The 16,426-nt window shown below is 68.9% G+C and carries 15 protein-coding genes; 10 read left to right on the forward strand and 5 right to left on the reverse strand.

Features of this window, described 5'->3' with window-relative positions:
* The first annotated feature begins 47 nt into the window (after positions 1-47).
* Both carB and pyrF read left to right on the forward strand, forming a co-directional pair.
* Positions 48-3,389 carry a carbamoyl-phosphate synthase large subunit gene (gene carB, locus RMCB_RS31035; RefSeq protein WP_062831811.1) on the forward strand — a complete coding sequence of 1,114 codons (3,342 nt, stop codon included), beginning with the start codon at positions 48-50 and terminating at the stop codon, positions 3,387-3,389.
* Between the two features lie 2 nt (positions 3,390-3,391).
* Positions 3,392-4,195, forward strand: coding sequence for an orotidine-5'-phosphate decarboxylase (gene pyrF / locus RMCB_RS31040; RefSeq protein WP_062831812.1), 804 nt, complete (start codon positions 3,392-3,394; stop codon positions 4,193-4,195).
* On the opposite strand, the gene RMCB_RS31045 is transcribed toward pyrF, so the two are convergent.
* Entirely contained in the window at positions 4,183-5,247 is a 1,065-nt protein-coding gene (locus RMCB_RS31045; protein ID WP_234792301.1) for a DUF2330 domain-containing protein, read from the reverse strand. The two genes, pyrF and RMCB_RS31045, sit on opposite strands and share 13 nt — an antisense overlap.
* 117 nt (positions 5,248-5,364) lie before the next feature.
* Complete coding sequence (locus tag RMCB_RS31050) at positions 5,365-5,862, reverse strand: hypothetical protein (RefSeq protein WP_062831814.1); 498 nt, start codon at positions 5,860-5,862, stop codon at positions 5,365-5,367.
* Between the two features lie 503 nt (positions 5,863-6,365).
* On the opposite strand from RMCB_RS31050, the gene mihF reads away from it, so the two are divergent.
* From mihF to metK, 5 genes are all read left to right on the forward strand, one after another.
* Entirely contained in the window at positions 6,366-6,683 is a 318-nt protein-coding gene (gene mihF, locus RMCB_RS31055; RefSeq protein WP_003894434.1) for an integration host factor, actinobacterial type, read from the forward strand.
* 11 nt (positions 6,684-6,694) lie between these two features.
* Complete coding sequence (gene gmk, locus RMCB_RS31060) at positions 6,695-7,276, forward strand: guanylate kinase (RefSeq protein WP_062831815.1); 582 nt, start codon at positions 6,695-6,697, stop codon at positions 7,274-7,276.
* Positions 7,277-7,364: 88 nt separating this feature from the next.
* Complete coding sequence (gene rpoZ / locus RMCB_RS31065; protein WP_029372871.1) at positions 7,365-7,688, forward strand: DNA-directed RNA polymerase subunit omega; 324 nt, start codon at positions 7,365-7,367, stop codon at positions 7,686-7,688.
* A 50-nt stretch (positions 7,689-7,738) separates the two neighbouring features.
* Entirely contained in the window at positions 7,739-8,986 is a 1,248-nt protein-coding gene (gene coaBC / locus RMCB_RS31070) for a bifunctional phosphopantothenoylcysteine decarboxylase/phosphopantothenate--cysteine ligase CoaBC (protein ID WP_029372870.1), read from the forward strand.
* Between the two features lie 137 nt (positions 8,987-9,123).
* The gene (gene metK, locus RMCB_RS31075) at positions 9,124-10,323 is read left to right on the forward strand and encodes a methionine adenosyltransferase (RefSeq protein ID WP_029372869.1); all 1,200 of its coding nucleotides are present in this window, start codon (positions 9,124-9,126) and stop codon (positions 10,321-10,323) included.
* A gap of 79 nt (positions 10,324-10,402) precedes the next feature.
* Here the strand turns inward: metK and RMCB_RS31080 are convergent, their stop codons facing one another.
* Both RMCB_RS31080 and RMCB_RS36160 read right to left on the reverse strand, forming a co-directional pair.
* Positions 10,403-11,608, reverse strand: coding sequence for a BamB-related PQQ repeat family beta-propellar protein (locus RMCB_RS31080; RefSeq protein WP_165606351.1), 1,206 nt, complete (start codon positions 11,606-11,608; stop codon positions 10,403-10,405).
* Entirely contained in the window at positions 11,605-12,018 is a 414-nt protein-coding gene (locus RMCB_RS36160) for a hypothetical protein (protein WP_165606352.1), read from the reverse strand. The genes RMCB_RS31080 and RMCB_RS36160 overlap by 4 nt, the downstream gene beginning before the upstream one ends.
* A gap of 173 nt (positions 12,019-12,191) precedes the next feature.
* Here RMCB_RS36160 and RMCB_RS31085 point away from each other — a divergent pair, with 173 nt between their 5' ends.
* The gene (locus RMCB_RS31085) at positions 12,192-12,653 is read left to right on the forward strand and encodes a hypothetical protein (RefSeq protein WP_062831818.1); all 462 of its coding nucleotides are present in this window, start codon (positions 12,192-12,194) and stop codon (positions 12,651-12,653) included.
* A 76-nt stretch (positions 12,654-12,729) separates the two neighbouring features.
* Here RMCB_RS31085 and RMCB_RS31090 read toward each other — a convergent pair whose 3' ends face one another.
* The gene (locus tag RMCB_RS31090) at positions 12,730-13,680 is read right to left on the reverse strand and encodes an alpha/beta hydrolase (RefSeq protein WP_062831819.1); all 951 of its coding nucleotides are present in this window, start codon (positions 13,678-13,680) and stop codon (positions 12,730-12,732) included.
* On the opposite strand from RMCB_RS31090, the gene RMCB_RS31095 reads away from it, so the two are divergent.
* Both RMCB_RS31095 and RMCB_RS31100 read left to right on the forward strand, forming a co-directional pair.
* A complete protein-coding gene (locus tag RMCB_RS31095; RefSeq protein ID WP_084388658.1) occupies positions 13,643-14,401 on the forward strand; it encodes a lysoplasmalogenase in 759 nt (252 codons plus the stop codon). The genes RMCB_RS31090 and RMCB_RS31095 overlap by 38 nt on opposite strands.
* Complete coding sequence (locus tag RMCB_RS31100; protein WP_062831820.1) at positions 14,398-16,398, forward strand: primosomal protein N'; 2,001 nt, start codon at positions 14,398-14,400, stop codon at positions 16,396-16,398. The genes RMCB_RS31095 and RMCB_RS31100 overlap by 4 nt, the downstream gene beginning before the upstream one ends.
* Positions 16,399-16,426 lie beyond the last annotated feature (28 nt).

Consider the following 16,426-nt stretch of genomic DNA (forward strand, 5'->3'; position numbering starts at 1 on the left):
TTCCACCTGCAAATGCGCACCGTCGCGCCCGACCGGAGGTGCATTCAATGCCACGTCGCTCTGATCTCAACCATGTCCTGGTGATCGGCTCCGGCCCCATCGTCATCGGTCAGGCCTGCGAATTCGACTACTCGGGAACCCAGGCGTGCCGCGTGCTGCGGGCCGAGGGATTGCAGGTCAGCCTGGTCAACTCCAACCCGGCGACGATCATGACCGATCCCGAGTACGCCGACCACACCTACGTCGAGCCGATCACGCCGGCGTTCGTCGAGAAGGTGATCGCCCAGCAGGCCGAGCGCGGCAACAAGATCGACGCGCTGCTGGCCACCCTCGGCGGGCAAACCGCGCTGAACACCGCGGTCGCCCTGCACGAGAACGGGGTGCTGGAGAAGTACGGCGTCGAGTTGATCGGCGCGGACTTCGAGGCGATCCAGCGGGGTGAGGACCGCCAGCGGTTCAAGGACATCGTCGCCAAGGTCGGCGGCGAATCCGCCCGCAGCCGCGTGTGTTTCACCATGGATGAGGTGCGCGAGACCGTCGCCGAACTCGGCCTGCCGGTCGTGGTGCGGCCGTCGTTCACGATGGGCGGCCTCGGGTCGGGCATGGCCTCGACCGTCGAGGACGTCGAGCGGATGGCCGGCGACGGCCTGGCCGCCTCACCCAGCGCCAACGTGCTGATCGAGGAATCCATCTACGGGTGGAAGGAATACGAGCTCGAGCTGATGCGCGACGGCCACGACAACGTCGTGGTGGTGTGTTCGATCGAGAACGTCGACCCGATGGGCGTGCACACCGGCGACTCGGTGACCGTGGCCCCGGCGATGACGCTCACCGACCGCGAATACCAGGTCATGCGCGATCTCGGCATCGCGATCCTGCGCGAGGTCGGCGTCGACACGGGCGGCTGCAACATCCAGTTCGCGGTCAACCCCTCCGACGGCCGGCTCATAGTCATCGAGATGAACCCGCGTGTGTCGCGCTCGTCGGCGCTGGCGTCCAAGGCCACCGGCTTCCCGATCGCCAAGATCGCCGCCAAACTGGCCATCGGGTACACCCTCGACGAGATCCTCAACGACATCACCAAGGAAACCCCGGCCTGCTTCGAGCCCACGCTGGACTACGTCGTCGTCAAGGCGCCGCGGTTCGCGTTCGAGAAGTTCCCCGGAGCCGACCCGACGCTGACCACCACCATGAAGTCGGTGGGCGAGGCGATGTCGTTGGGCCGCAACTTCATCGAAGCGCTCGGCAAGGTGATGCGCTCGCTGGAGACGAGCCGCGCCGGGTTCTGGACAGCACCGGATTCCGACGCCGACGTCGAGCAGTTGCTGACCAACCTGCGCACGCCGACCGATGGCCGGCTCTACGACATCGAGCAGGCCTTGCGGCTGGGGGCCAGTGTCGAGGCCGTCGCCGAGGCCTCCGGCGTCGACCCGTGGTTCGTCGATCAGATCGCCACGCTGGTCGCGCTGCGTGCCGAACTGGTCGACGCCCCGGTCCTGGACGAGACGCTGCTGCGCCGCGCCAAGCACAGCGGGCTCTCGGACCGCCAGATCGCCGCGCTGCGACCGGAACTGGCCGGCGAGACCGGCGTCCGCGCGCTGCGGGAACGCCTCGGCATCCACCCGGTGTACAAGACCGTCGACACGTGTGCGGCCGAGTTCGACGCCAAGACGCCGTACCACTACAGCAGCTACGAACTCGATCCCGCCGCCGAGACCGAGGTGGCGCCGCAGACCGACAAGCCCAAGGTGCTGATCCTGGGCTCGGGGCCCAACCGCATCGGGCAAGGTATCGAATTCGACTACAGCTGTGTGCATGCCGCGACGACGTTGAGCGCGGCGGGCTTCGAGACCGTGATGGTCAACTGCAACCCAGAGACGGTGTCCACCGACTACGACACCGCCGACCGGCTGTACTTCGAACCGCTCACGTTCGAGGACGTGCTGGAGGTCTACTACGCCGAACAGGCTTCCGGCGCAGGCGGACCGGGAGTCGTCGGGGTCATCGTGCAGCTCGGCGGGCAGACCCCGCTCGGGTTGGCCGAACGGCTGGAGCAGGCCGGAGTCCCGATCGTCGGCACCAGCCCCAAGGCCATCGACCTGGCCGAGGACCGCGGCGCGTTCGGTGAGGTGCTGACCACCGCCGGGCTGCCCGCGCCCCGCTTCGGCACCGCCACCAGCTTCGAGCAGGCCCGCCGGATCGCCGCCGACATCGGCTACCCGGTGCTGGTGCGGCCGTCCTATGTGCTCGGCGGACGCGGCATGGAGATCGTCTACGACGAAGAGACCCTGCAGGGCTACATCACCCGCGCCACCCAGTTGTCCCCGGAGCATCCGGTGCTGGTGGACCGGTTCCTGGAAGATGCCATTGAGATCGACGTCGACGCCCTGTGCGACGGCACCGAGGTGTACCTCGGCGGGATCATGGAGCACATCGAGGAGGCCGGCATCCACTCCGGTGACTCGGCGTGTGCCCTGCCGCCGGTCACGTTGGGGCGCAGCGACGTCGAGGCCGTGCGCCGCGCCACCGAGGCCATCGCCCACGGCATCGGCGTGGTCGGTTTGCTCAACGTGCAGTACGCGCTCAAGGACGATGTGCTCTACGTGCTGGAGGCCAACCCGCGGGCGAGCCGCACGGTGCCGTTCGTGTCGAAGGCCACCGCCGTTCCGTTGGCCAAGGCCTGCGCCCGGGTGATGCTCGGCGCCACCATCGCCGAGCTGCGCGAGGAGGGCATCCTGGCCCGCAACGGCGATGGCGGGACCATCGCGCGCAGCGCCCCGGTGGCGGTCAAGGAGGCCGTGCTGCCGTTCCACCGGTTCCGCAGAGCCGATGGCGCACAGATCGATTCGTTGCTCGGACCGGAGATGAAGTCGACGGGTGAGGTCATGGGCATCGACCACGACTTCGGGACGGCGTTCGCCAAGAGCCAGACCGCGGCCTACGGTTCGCTGCCTGCGCAGGGCACGGTGTTCGTGTCGGTGGCCAACCGGGACAAGCGCTCGCTGGTGTTCCCGGTGAAACGCCTGGCCGATCTCGGTTTCCGCGTGCTGGCCACCGAGGGCACCGCAGAGATGCTGCGCCGCAACGGTATTCCGTGTGACGAGGTGCGCAAGCACTATGAGGAGCCGAGCACAACCGACCCTCGACCGTCCGCGGTCGACGTGATCAAGGCCGGCGAGGTCGACATGGTGATCAACACGCCGTACGGCAACTCCGGGCCCCGCGTCGACGGCTACGAGATCCGTTCCGCCGCGGTGTCGATGAACATCCCGTGTGTCACCACGGTGCAGGGCGCTTCGGCGGCCGTGCAGGGTATCGAGGCGGGCATCCGCGGTGACATCGGTGTGATGAGCCTGCAGGAGCTGCACAGCTCCTTCGAGTCACGGTGACCGTGGGCGGGTTCGGGGAACGGCTGACGGCTGCGGTCGCTGCCCGGGGCCCGCTGTGTCCCGGCATCGACCCGCACCCCGAGCTGCTGCGGGCCTGGGGACTGGACACCGACCCGGGCGGGTTGCGCCGGTTCTGCGACATCTGCGTGACGGCTTTCGCCGACTTCGCGATCGTCAAACCCCAGGTCGCCTTTTTCGAGGCTTACGGCGCAGCGGGTTTCACCGTGCTCGAGGACACCACGGCGGCGCTTCGTGAAGCCGGGGTGCTCGTGCTGGCCGATGCGAAACGCGGTGACATCGGTTCCACCATGGCGGCGTACGCGGCGGCGTGGGCGGGCGATTCGCCTCTGGCGGCCGACGCCGTGACGGCCTCGCCGTATCTCGGGTTCGGCTCACTGCAGCCGTTGCTCGACACCGCGACGGCAAACGGTCGCGGCGTATTCGTCCTGGCCGCCACATCCAATCCGGAGGGCGCGGGCGTCCAGCGCGCGATGGCGGGGGACCGCACGGTTGCGCAGTCGATCGTCGACGCGGTCGCCGCGGCCAACCGGACAGCGGCCGGGTCGTTCGGCGTCGTCGTCGGCGCCACGGTGACTGAACCGCCCGACCTGAGCAGCCTGGGTGGGCCCGTCCTGGTACCCGGGGTAGGGGCGCAGGGCGGTCGTCCGGAAGCGCTGGGCGGACTCGGCGGCGGAAAGCAGCTGCTGCCCGCGGTGTCGCGGGAAGTGTTGCGGGCCGGGCCCAAGGTCGACGAGCTGCGCGCGGCCGCCGAGCGTATGCGCGACGCGGTCGCCTATCTGGCCTGACGCCGCGACCTGACTATCCGCGCCGCGCCCACGGCGATGACGCCCACGCAGAGCACCGGGACCAGGGCGACGAGCGCCAGCCCGGTGAGGCCACCGCGGTCGCGTTCGCGGTAGATGACCTGCTGATACGGCGTGTCGCTGGCGGTTGCCGCGAACACGTAGTCGCCCGAAATACTTGCCGGAGTGCCGATTTCGTTGGTCCAGCGGGTCAGGAACGCGCCGTCGCCGACGAACGGGGCGAGGTCGCCGGACACCGCGCCTGGGTCGAGTCGCCCGGCGAACTGCAGCGTGGGATCGTCACCGGGCACCGGCACCGACGTCGGATCCATCCGGTGCTCGGCCAGCACGTACAGGTCGACCGACTGTGGAGTTTTGGCCGACTGCGACAGCCGCATCGGATAGACCGCGCGACCGGCGTCGAACGACAGTCGCAGCGGTTGCAGCGCGCCGGTGAGCGTGGCGCCGCGCGCGTCGGGCACAAGCCTGATCGCCACCACTTGCCAGCCGTCGGCCAGATAGGGCGCCAGATTGCGGTCCAGACCGGCCGGATGGGCGAAGCCCTTCGACGTCAGCCACGCACTCAACGCCGCGGGATCGTCGGCCGCCAGCCGGGTGACGTCGAACGGTCCGATGCGCTGGTTGCTGAGCACATCGACGTGGTGCCCGGGTGCCGCCGCCGACACCAGGCCGCCCGCATCGGCGAAACCGTGCAGCCAACCGAACGTCGGCCACCACGAGTCGCGGTACTCGATGCGGGGCGCCGTCAGTTGGGCGAGTTCGTCGAAGACGCCCGCCTCACCCAGCGTGACACCGGCAGCAGACGGGACCGGCATGATCCACGCCGCCGTGTTGGACTGGCCCCGCACGTTCAACGACATCAGGATGTCCTCGCGGTGCCCGTTCCAGGCCAGCAGCGCGCGTTCGTTGACCACCGCCGGGCCTGCGGTGTCGGGGATGTATGCGCCGCAGCCGCAGGCCCATGCGGGTGCCGCGACATTGGCCGTCAGACCGACCAGTAACAGGATGAGCGCGGCACATGCCGACCGAATCACGATCAAATCTTAGAGCCGTCGCCGGGCGATGACGCGCACGTCCTGAGCCCGACGCGCGGATGGCGGGCCGCCATAGACGGCGACCCGCCACCACGTGGCGGTAGCTCTCTCACGCGGTCACAGGGGGATCCAGATCCCGAACAGCCAGAAGCCCCAGGCGTTGTAGCCCGGATCGAACACCGGGGTCACCCAGTTGCCGTTGTAGTTGAACGGCTGATGGTCCCAGCGGCCCTGATCGATACCGCGCCAGCTCAGGTCCGGCGGTGGGGGTGGCGGGGGGTCCCACCGGTGATCGCCGCGGTGGTCATCGCCACCAGGCCAGCCACCGGGACCTCCCGGCCCGCGATCTGGTCCGCCGGGCCCGCGATCGGGCCCGCCCGGGTCACCCTGCCAGCGGCCGGGATCTCCGGGGCCGTTGTCCGGGCCTCTGTGATCTTGGCCGCCCGGTCCGGCCCCACCCGGTCCCGGGCCCCCTGGTCCGGGGCCCTGGCAGTTCCCGAAATTGCACGGCGGCGGACCCGGTTGCGCGGAGGCCACCCCCGCCCCGAGGGCCAGGGTGGCCGCTCCGACCGCGACAGTCGCGGCGGAAGCGCAGGTCAGTCGCTTGATGTTCATGTCCAGCTTCCCTCCGAACGGAGTTTGGTACCCGACGCCGGCGACGTTATTTAGCTAAGCTGTGCATCGGCTTTGTGGGAGTTAGGCGGGCGTTAGGCGTCACATGGGCGCCGGCTTGTCGGGCCTGTCACGGGCCCTGCCGACACGCCCGACACGCCGTGACCAGCGAAAATTTTCTCGAACCCGCTGTGTGACCACTGGTCGTGCTCGTTCGTGACGGCGGCGTGCTTGTACCAGGCCGGTCACGGCGTGCGCGAAAACCGTTGACGTGCAGCGATATCCGCTGGCGGGGATGGAGTTCGAGGCGTCACCGGGAAATCCCGGTCGGCTTCGCGCGGGCCCGCGCGGCGCACTACACGCTGGGCTTTTAGCGCTGTAACCAGGGGGTGGGGTTAGCTTTCGTCAGCCCGCGTGGGTACGGTCGTCGTCGCTGGCTGGTTTGTTTTCCAGCCGATCAAAACAAGTGATGGCCGAAGAAGAATTGCCAGGAGACGGAGGAACCCGTGGCCCTTCCCCAGTTGACCGACGAACAGCGCGCGGCAGCGTTGGAGAAGGCTGCTGCCGCGCGTCGAGCGCGAGCCGAACTCAAGGACCGGCTCAAGCGCGGCGGCACCAACCTCAAGCAGGTGCTCACCGACGCCGAGACCGATGAGGTCTTGGGCAAGATGAAGGTCTCCGCGCTGCTGGAGGCCCTGCCCAAGGTCGGCAAGGTCAAGGCGCAGGAAATCATGACCGAACTGGAAATCGCACCGACACGCCGCCTGCGCGGCCTCGGCGACCGGCAGCGCAAGGCCCTGCTGGAGAAGTTCGACCAGTCGTAAAGGCGCACAGGTTGAGCGTCGGCCGAGGGGTCGGACAACCCCGAGTCGTGGTGTTGTCCGGCCCCTCTGCCGTCGGGAAGTCCACTGTGGTCCGCTGCCTGCGGGAGCGGCTTCCCGACTTGTATTTCTCCGTCTCCGTCACGACCAGGGCCCCGCGGCCCGGTGAGGTGGACGGTGTCGACTACTTCTTCGTCAGCTCCGAGCAGTTTCAGAAACTGATCGAGACCGACGCCCTGCTGGAATGGGCCGAGATCCACGGTGGCCTGCACCGATCGGGCACACCCCGGGAACCGGTGCATGACGCCGCCCGAGCCGGCCGGCCGGTGCTCATCGAGGTCGACCTGGCCGGCGCGAGGGCCGTCAAGAAGGCGATGCCCGAGGTCGTCTCGGTCTTCCTGGCACCGCCCAGCTGGGACGAACTGGTGAGCCGATTGTCCGGACGCGGCACCGAGACGCCCGAGGTCATGGCCCGGCGACTCGAGACGGCGCGAGCTGAAATGGCCGCTCAGGGTGACTTTGACCAGGTCGTGGTGAACCGCCAGTTGGATTCGGCGTGCGCCGAATTGGTATCCTTGCTGGTGGGCCAAAACTGACCTGGCCTCCGCCCGGCCCGATCGGGCCCGCGGGCCACCCCGCCAATAATCCAAAAGCATTTTCGTATAACCGCCAGGAGACCTTTTCGTGAGCACCCCGCATGCCGATGCGCAGCTGACCGCTGCGGACGATCTGGGCATCGATTCGTCCGCCGTCAGCGCCTACGACACGCCGCTGGGCATCACCAACCCGCCCATCGACGAGTTGCTGGACCGCGCGTCGAGCAAGTACGCCCTGGTGATCTACGCCGCCAAGCGCGCGCGCCAGATCAACGACTACTACAACCAGCTCGGCGACGGCATCCTCGAATATGTCGGCCCGCTCGTCGAGCCCGGCCTGCAGGAGAAGCCGCTGTCCATCGCGATGCGGGAGATCCACGAGGATCTGCTCGAGCACACCGAGGGCGAATAACGTAGGCGGGGCCGTGCGTCGATGAGCCTCTCGGGCGAAGAGCAGATGGCATGAGCACGACGCGGAAGCGCATCGTCGTCGGGGTCGCCGGTGGCATCGCCGCCTATAAGGCGTGCACCGTTGTCCGACAACTGACCGAGGCCGGCCACTCCGTGCGGGTGGCCCCGACCGAGTCGGCGCTACGGTTCATCGGTGCCGCCACGTTCGAGGCGTTGTCCGGAAACCCGGTGCACACCGGGGTGTTCGAAGACGTTCACGAGGTTCCGCACGTCCGGATCGGCCAGGAAGCCGACCTTGTCGTCGTCGCACCGGCCACCGCCGACCTGCTGGCCCGCGCGGCCGCCGGACGCGCCGACGATCTGCTGACCGCCACACTGCTCACGGCGCGATGTCCAGTGCTGTTCGCGCCGGCCATGCACACCGAGATGTGGTTCCACCCGGCGACCGTCGACAATGTCGCGACGCTGCGCCGCCGCGGCGCCGTGGTGCTGGAACCCGCCTCGGGCCGCCTCACCGGACAGGACAGCGGCGCGGGCCGCCTGCCCGAGGCCGAGGAGATCACCACCCTGGCGCAGTTGCTGCTCGACCGTGGCGACGCCCTGCCGTACGACCTCTCCGGGGTGAAAGTACTGGTAACTGCGGGTGGTACCCGCGAACCCCTCGATCCGGTGCGGTTCATCGGCAATCGCAGCTCCGGAAAGCAGGGCTACGCCATGGCGCGTGTGCTGGCCCAGCGCGGCGCGGAGGTGACGCTGATCGCCGGGAACACCGCGGGCCTGGTCGACCCGGCCGGCGTCGAGGTGCTGCACATCGGCTCGGCCACCCAGTTGCGGGACGCGGTGTCCAAGCGGGCGCCGGGTGCGAACGTCTTGGTGATGGCGGCTGCCGTCGCCGATTTCCGGCCGGCCCACGTTGCCACCAGCAAGATCAAGAAGGGCGCATCCGAGCCGAGTTCGATCGATCTGGTCCGCAATGACGACGTGCTCGCCGGCGTGGTGCGGGCACGAGCCGACGGGCAATTGCCAAATATGCGTGCAATCGTCGGGTTCGCCGCCGAGACCGGCGACGCGAATGGCGACGTGCTGTTCCACGCCCGGGCAAAACTGCAGCGCAAAGGCTGTGACCTGCTCGTGGTGAACGCGGTGGGGGAGAATCGGGCCTTCGAGGTCGACAACAACGACGGATGGTTGCTGGGCTCCGACGGCACCGAAGTCGCCCTGGAGCACGGATCGAAGACGCTGATGTCGACCCGTATCGTGGACTCGATCGCGGCTTTCCTGCGCAGTTACGGCGCCTGAACCGGCGTCCGAATTTCGGTGCGGGTAAGCCTTGCGCAACGGCGTTCGACACGCTTGGGTGCAAACTGGGCAGAGATATAATTCGCCTAACTAAGCTTTTTGTAGGTTTTGATACGTGAACGGAAAGGAAGCGGACCGTGAGCCAAGGTCGCCTGTTTACCAGTGAGTCGGTAACCGAAGGGCACCCCGACAAGATCTGTGACGCGATCAGCGACTCTGTGCTCGACGCGCTGCTGGAGCAGGATCCGAAGTCGCGGGTCGCGGTCGAGACGTTGGTGACCACCGGCCAGGTGCATGTCGCCGGCGAGGTCACCACTTCCGCCTACGCAGACATTCCCAAGATCGTGCGTGACCGCATCCTGGAGATCGGCTACGACTCGTCGACCAAGGGCTTCGACGGCGCCTCGTGCGGCGTCAACATCGCCATCGGATCGCAGTCCCCGGACATCGCCCAAGGCGTCGACACCGCGCACGAGGCCCGCGTCGAGGGCGCAGGTGACCCGCTGGACGCCCAGGGCGCCGGGGACCAGGGCCTGATGTTCGGGTACGCGATCAGCGACACCCCCGAACTCATGCCGCTGCCCATCGCGCTGGCGCACCGGCTGGCCCGCCGGCTCACCGAGGTCCGTAAGAACGGCGTGCTCGACTACCTGCGTCCCGACGGCAAGACCCAGGTCACCATCCAGTACGACGGCAAGACCCCGGTCCGGCTCGACACCGTCGTGCTGTCGACCCAGCACGCCGAGGGCGTCGACCTGGACGCGACGCTGACGCCGGACATTCGGGAGAAGGTCGTCAACACCGTTCTCAACGATCTCGGCCACGAGACCCTCGACACCTCCGACTACCGCCTGCTGGTCAACCCGACCGGCAAGTTCGTGCTGGGCGGCCCGATGGGCGACGCCGGACTGACCGGGCGCAAGATCATCGTCGACACCTACGGCGGCTGGGCCCGTCACGGCGGCGGCGCGTTCTCCGGCAAGGATCCGTCAAAGGTGGACCGCTCCGCGGCATACGCGATGCGCTGGGTGGCCAAGAATGTCGTCGCAGCGGGACTGGCCGAACGCGTTGAGGTCCAGGTGGCCTACGCGATCGGCAAGGCCGCCCCGGTGGGTCTGTTCGTCGAGACCTTCGGCACCGAAACCGTGGACCCCGCCCGCATCGAGAAGGCCATCAGCAGCGTGTTCGACCTGCGGCCCGGCGCCATCATCCGCGACCTCGACCTGCTGCGCCCCATCTACGCCCAGACCGCCGCGTACGGCCACTTCGGCCGCACCGACGTCGAGCTGCCCTGGGAGCAGCTCAACAAGGTCGATGACCTGAAGGCTTCTGTCTAGCGTTTTTCTCGCGAGCAGTCCCAAAGGCCCCCGACACGCCGGTGTTCGGGGGCCTTTGGCGTCTGCTCGCGCTCGATTCTCAACGGCTGTCGGATACCAGGCCGAAGAGCTGGCCGCCATAGCAGGTGACGACGATGGCGCCCGCGACGGTGTAGAGGTCCTGCACATCTGTACCGCCTCGGCATGGGCTCTCGGTGCTGGTAGGGACCTGAGCGGGCCCGTCGATGAGTTGGATACGCCCCGAGTGGTCGAGTTCGGTCGCGACGACGAGACCGCCCTTGAGCCAGGTGGTCCTGACGTGGTTCACGCCATTGCGTGCGTCGACCTGGACCGGATGTGACTGATGCGTCCGATAGTTGCGCATCAGCCAGGCTCCCTCGCTCGAGTAAACGAGCAATAGGCCGTTGTCGGCCCGAGACATTGGGCGTGCACCGTGGATCTCATCGACGACCTGACCGCCTGGGTCGAGGACCTGGATGACGGCAGTGGTTGCCGGGGTGCCCTCGGCATACGGAGCGTCGGATTGTTCGTAGACGTAGACGTCCGAGCCTGCCTCGGGAGGGTTGTACTTGCCCGGCATGTCGGTGGTTTTTCCCGTGTGCGCATCGATGACCTTCGGAGTCATGCCGCACCCATAGGCGAACTGGCCGGGAGTACCCGGGACGAGGGTCGGATCGCTGCAGTCGGTGGGTCTCGTCCAGCGCACGTGTCCGCTGGCCGGGTCGAGCGAATAGAAGCGCGTGCGGTCAGAACTGTCGTCGGCGGTGAATACCGTCATGCCGAGCGCGTCGATACCGCCTGCGGCAGCCGTCACGGTGCCGTCGTGCTGTCGGCGCCAGATCACATCGCCAGTGCTGCCGTCGAGCGCGACCACGGCACCGCCGAGGAACAACACGACAACGCCTGCCACATCGTTGCGGTCACGCCATGCCACCTCGACGTGGTGCGGGGCGCCAGCTGCGGTTGAGCCGAAACCGGTTGCACGCCAACGGGCTACGCCAGACTGGCCGTCGTAGGCCGTCACCGCGTCATCGGCAGTGAGTATGAAACCGTTACCAATGGGGCGGACGTCCCGCGCGTAGGAGAGCCGGTATGTGACCGGGCCGATCGAGGAGGGAGCCGGGGCCGGCGCAGCAGCCGCTGCGGTGAGACTCGGGTACCAGATGCGGGCACGGTAATCGTCGACCGAACGATGGATCGCAACCGGGAGGACGACGGCGACAACGACAAAGGTGCACAACGCTATTCGCCGGTTGGGTGGCGCATCGCCCGCCGCCGCAGTCACCCCGAGCACCACGGCGACGAGTGCGCGAGCATCGCCTCCGCAGCGAGCAACGATGCGCCGGTGGAGTCCACCAGTGGCAGCGCGGCGCGACCGGGGTAGGTGCGATAGATGCTCCAGGCAACCCACACACCCAGCATCACCGCAACCACGTCGACGAGCATCCTCATGACCCACGGCGATCGGCGTCCGATCAGCCCAGGCACCAACCGGAACAGCACACAAACGCCGATGATCATGGTTGACGCGGCGGTGCCGGTCTGTGAGACCGCGACCATGTCGGTGGGTGATCTGGTGGCCCACATGATGATCGGGATGAGGATGGCGCCAACAGCGGCTGCCGCCGAGCAGCCTATACAGACGCTGCTCAACACGCTGCGCATCTGATTTCTGGTCACGGAAACGTCCGGCACCTGCTAACGGTATCCGACGGGAATGGCCGTCGATGGCGGGAAAATCCTGCGCATCTGCCTTTGCTGACATGTCCGCGCACAGCGTGAACATAGCTGGAGCCCAGTGGTTTCCCATTGCGGTTGATCAAGATAACCCGGTTGCTCAACGCATCCAACCGGAAGGAATCTATGCAATGACGATGGAGAAGACCCCCTGGCGCCGCCGCGCCGCCCTTGCACTCGGCATGGCTGCACTGGCGGCCGCGTTCGCGGTGGCGTGCGGCTCGAACGGCTCAGCGCCGCAGAAATCCAGCACGACCACGACCACCACCACGACGACGACCGCGACGACCTCCGCCAACGACAGCGGTAGCTCGTCAGGCGGCGGGGGCGGTGAGGGCGGCGGGGCGCCGCACCATCACGAACAGGGGCAGGCGCCGGCCACCGATACCGTCACGCAGACCGACACCGCCACGGCCACGGCCACGGCCACACAAACCGAAACCCAGACGCAGACCGAGACGTCGACGGCCACACAGACCGTGCAGCAGCGCCCGGGCTGGCAGGATCAGCGACCCAACGAGCGCAACCAGTACGGCGGGCAGAGCCAGTACAACGGGGCGAACCCGTCGAACCAGCAGCCCGGCGGTCACTGACACTTGGCGAGCAGACGTGAAGGTCCCCGAAATGCGGGTTGTCGCGAACTTTTACGTCTGCTCGCCGGAGAACTGATCATCCGTGCAAGGCGGCCCGCAGCGCGGCCAGCGCCCGCTCGGATGCCTCGGTCGCAGCGGGCACAACGCCGACGTATCCGAGGTAGCCGTGCACCAGCGTCTCGGCGACGTGCAGTTCGACGGGCACCCCGGCCGCGCGCAGCAGTTCGGCGTAGCGGGCACCGTCGTCGCGCAGCGGATCATGGCCCGCGGTCGCGATATAGGCGGGCGGCAGATCGGCCAGGCTCTCGGCCCGCGCAGGCAGCAGCGTTGCCGGAGGATTGGTCAGGTCGACGTCCTTGCTGACGTACCACTTGGTGAAACCCTTGACCGCGGCCAGGTCCAGGATCGGGGCATCGGCGTTCTCTTTGAACGACGGCAGCGAGGTGTCCCCGGTGGTGGCCGGGTACCACAGCAGCTGGAACCGGATCCTCGGACCGCCTGCGTCGCGCGCCAGCTGCGCCATGACCGCGCTGAGGTTGCCGCCGGCCGAGTCGCCGGCGACCGCCAGTCGGTCCGGGTCCGCACCCAGTTCGGCGGCGTGGGCGGCCACCCACTGCGTGGCGGCCCAGGCGTCGTCGACGGCGGCCGGGAACGGATGTTCGGGCGCCAGTCGGTACTCCACCGACACCACCACGGCGTGGGCGCGTACGGCGTGGTCGCGGGCGATGCCGTCGTAGGTGTCCAGATCACCGACCGACCAGCCGCCACCATGGATGAACACCACGACCGGCAGCGTCGTCCCGTCGGCCGTCGGCGGCCGGTACACCCGCAGCGGGATGGGGCCTGCCGGACCCTCGATGGTGCGGTCCTCGGTCACGACCTCCGGATGGACGCCGCGGCGGGGCAGTTCCTTGAACTTCCGTCGGGCCTCGTCAACACCGTCGGCGGTGGAGAGTTGGAACGGCACCACCTGCAGTACCTTCTGCAGGATGGCATCGACAGCCGGCTTCTCGTCAGCAACAGACACTCCGTCACCGTACGCACACCGCCGCACGGCGTGGCTGTGGGTCGCGGCTGCGGTCGTCGCGGCGGGCTACGGGGTCTTCCTGATCGTGGCGGCGACGGGCCTGCCGGCCGGGGCAGATCTCACCGGCCAGTTCCCCGGACAGCCCGCCGTCAAAGCGCTGACGGCGGTACTGCTCGCGGTCGCCGCGCTGGGCCATCCGATCGCCCGCGAACGACGGTGGTTGGTTGGCGCACTGAGCTTTTCGGCGGCGGGGGATTTCCTGCTGGCGATGCCGTGGTGGCAGCCGTCGTTCGTCTTGGGCCTGGGCGCGTTCCTGGTGGCGCACCTGTGTTTCCTGGCCGCGCTGTCGCCGCTGGCGCGCCGAACGACGCCGCGGCTCGTCGCGGTTGCCGCCACCGTCGCGGCGTGCCTGACGCTGCTGGTCTGGTTCTGGCCGCGGCTGCTCGAGCAGGGCATGGCAGTGCCGGTGACGGCCTACATCGCGGTGCTCGGCGCCATGGTGTGCACGGCGCTGCTGGCCGCGTTACCGACCCCGTGGACAGCGTTGGGCGCGGTGACGTTCGCGGTGTCGGACTCGATGATCGGGATCAGCCAGTTCGTGCGCGGTGATCAGCTGCTTGCGGTCCCGATCTGGTGGGCGTACGCGGCGTCGTTGCTGCTCATCACCGCCGGGCTGTTCTTCGCCCGGACGTCAGGGCCTTCTGGTACACCGGCGCCGTGACCACCACCCGGCAGGCAGCCGAGCACGAGCCCATCGCGCGAGTCCTGCCGATGCTGTCGGTGCCGCATCTGGACCGCGAATTCGACTACCTGGTCTCCGCCGAGCAGTCCGACGACGCGCAGCCGGGGGTCCGTGTCCGGGTGCGGTTTCACGGCCGGCTGGTCGACGCGTTCCTGCTGGAGCGCCGTTCGGATACCGAGCACACGGGCAAGCTGGGCTGGCTGGATCGCGTGGTGTCGCCCGAATCGGTGCTCACCGCCGAGGTCCGACGGCTGGTCGACGCGGTCGCGGCGCGCTACGCCGGTACCCGGGCCGACGTGCTGCGCCTGGCGGTGCCGCCGCGGCACGCCACGGTGGAGAAACAGACACCGGCCGAACCGGATCCGGTGCCGCAGGCGGCCGTCGACACTGCGGGATGGGCGCGCTACGGGCGCGGCGAACAGTTCCTGACGGCGTTGCGCGACGGCCGCGCCGCCCGCGCGGTATGGCAGGCGTTGCCCGGCGAGCAGTGGCCGCGACGCCTCGCCGAAGCAGCGGCGGTGACCGTGTGCTCGGGCCACGGTGTGCTGGCGATCATGCCCGACCAGCGCGACGTCGACGCGTTGTATGCGGCTGCTGTCGAGCATGTCCCGGCGTCGCGGGTCGCGGCGTTGTCGGCCGGCCTCGGCCCGGCGCAGCGGTACCGGCGCTGGCTGTCGGTGCTGCGCGGAGATGCCCGGCTGGTGATCGGCACCCGCAGTGCGGTGTTCGCCCCCGTCCGGGATCTCGGCCTGGTCCTGGTGTGGGACGACGGCGACGACAACCTCGCGGAGCCCCGCGCGCCGTATCCCCACGCCCGCGAGGTGGCGATGCTGCGGGCACACCAATTGCGTTGCGCGGCAATGATCGGCGGGTATGCCCGCACGGCCGAAGCACAGGCCCTGGTGCGCACTCGCTGGGCCCACGACCTGGTGGCGGCCCGGCCGGTGGTCCGCGCCGCCGCAGCCCGGGTGGTGGCGCTCGAGGACAGCGGCTACGCGCAGGAGCGTGATCCCGCCGCGCGCACCGCGCGATTGCCGTCGATGGCGTTGCAGGCCGCTCGTTCGGCGTTGCAGGCCCAGCGCCCGGTGCTGGTGCAGGTACCGCGCCGCGGCTACGTTCCCGCGCTGGCCTGCGCCCGATGTCGCACGATCGCCCGCTGCAGGCACTGCACCGGCCCGATGGCGCTGCCGGACCGCGACAGCGCGGCCGCCGAATGCCGATGGTGTGGGCGCCCCGAGCCGACATTGCGGTGCGTGCGCTGCGGTTCTGATGCCGTACGCGCCGTCGTCGTTGGGGCCCGTCGCACGGCCGAGGAACTCGGTCGTGCCTTCCCGGGCGCCAGCGTGATCACCTCCGGTGGCGAGGCCGTGGTGGCCGCCGTGGGCGAGGGACCCGCGCTGGTGGTCTGCACACCGGGCGCCGAACCGGTGGCCGAGGGCGGCTACGGCGCCGCCCTGCTGCTCGACGGCTGGGCGCTGCTGGGCCGGCAGGACCTGCGAGCCGCCGAGGACACCCTGCGGCGCTGGATGGCCGCCGCAGCCCTGGTGCGTCCGCGCAGCGACGGCGGCGTGGTCGCGGTGGTGGCCGAGGCGGCCATACCCACCGTGCAGTCGCTGATCCGCTGGGATCCCGTGGGCCATGCCGACGCCGAGCTCGACGCCCGCGGCGAGGTCGGGTTGCCGCCGGCGGTGCACATGGCGGCGGTCGACGGTACCGGCCCCGCGGTGACGGCCCTGTTGGACGCCGCGCAGTTTCCCGACTCGGCCGAACTGCTCGGGCCGGTCGAGTTGCCCCCGGGCGCGCGGCGTCCGCCCGGGCTCGAACCGGACTCCGACGTGACGCGCATGCTGGTCCGGGTGCCGCGCAACGACGGGTTGGCGCTGGCGGCCGCGCTGCGCCGCGCGACGGTCGTGCTCAGTGCCCGGCGGGAACAAGAGCCTTCACGTGTGCAAATCGACCCGTTGCACATAGGGTAGGGCGGACATCGAACCGGATGATCGGTAC

It is taken from the genome of Mycolicibacterium brisbanense (assembly GCF_001570425.1).
Taxonomy (GTDB): Bacteria; Actinomycetota; Actinomycetes; order Mycobacteriales; family Mycobacteriaceae; genus Mycobacterium; species Mycobacterium brisbanense.

Coding starts and splice junctions, on each gene's coding strand:
- carB (WP_062831811.1), top strand. CDS start 48: ATGCCACGTCGCTCTGATCTCAACCATGTCCTGGTGATCGGCTCCGGC.
- RMCB_RS31050 (WP_062831814.1), bottom strand. CDS start 5,862: ATGAACATCAAGCGACTGACCTGCGCTTCCGCCGCGACTGTCGCGGTC.
- coaBC (WP_029372870.1), top strand. CDS start 7,739: ATGAGCACGACGCGGAAGCGCATCGTCGTCGGGGTCGCCGGTGGCATC.
- RMCB_RS31085 (WP_062831818.1), top strand. CDS start 12,192: ATGACGATGGAGAAGACCCCCTGGCGCCGCCGCGCCGCCCTTGCACTC.
- RMCB_RS31095 (WP_084388658.1), top strand. CDS start 13,643: ATGGCATCGACAGCCGGCTTCTCGTCAGCAACAGACACTCCGTCACCG.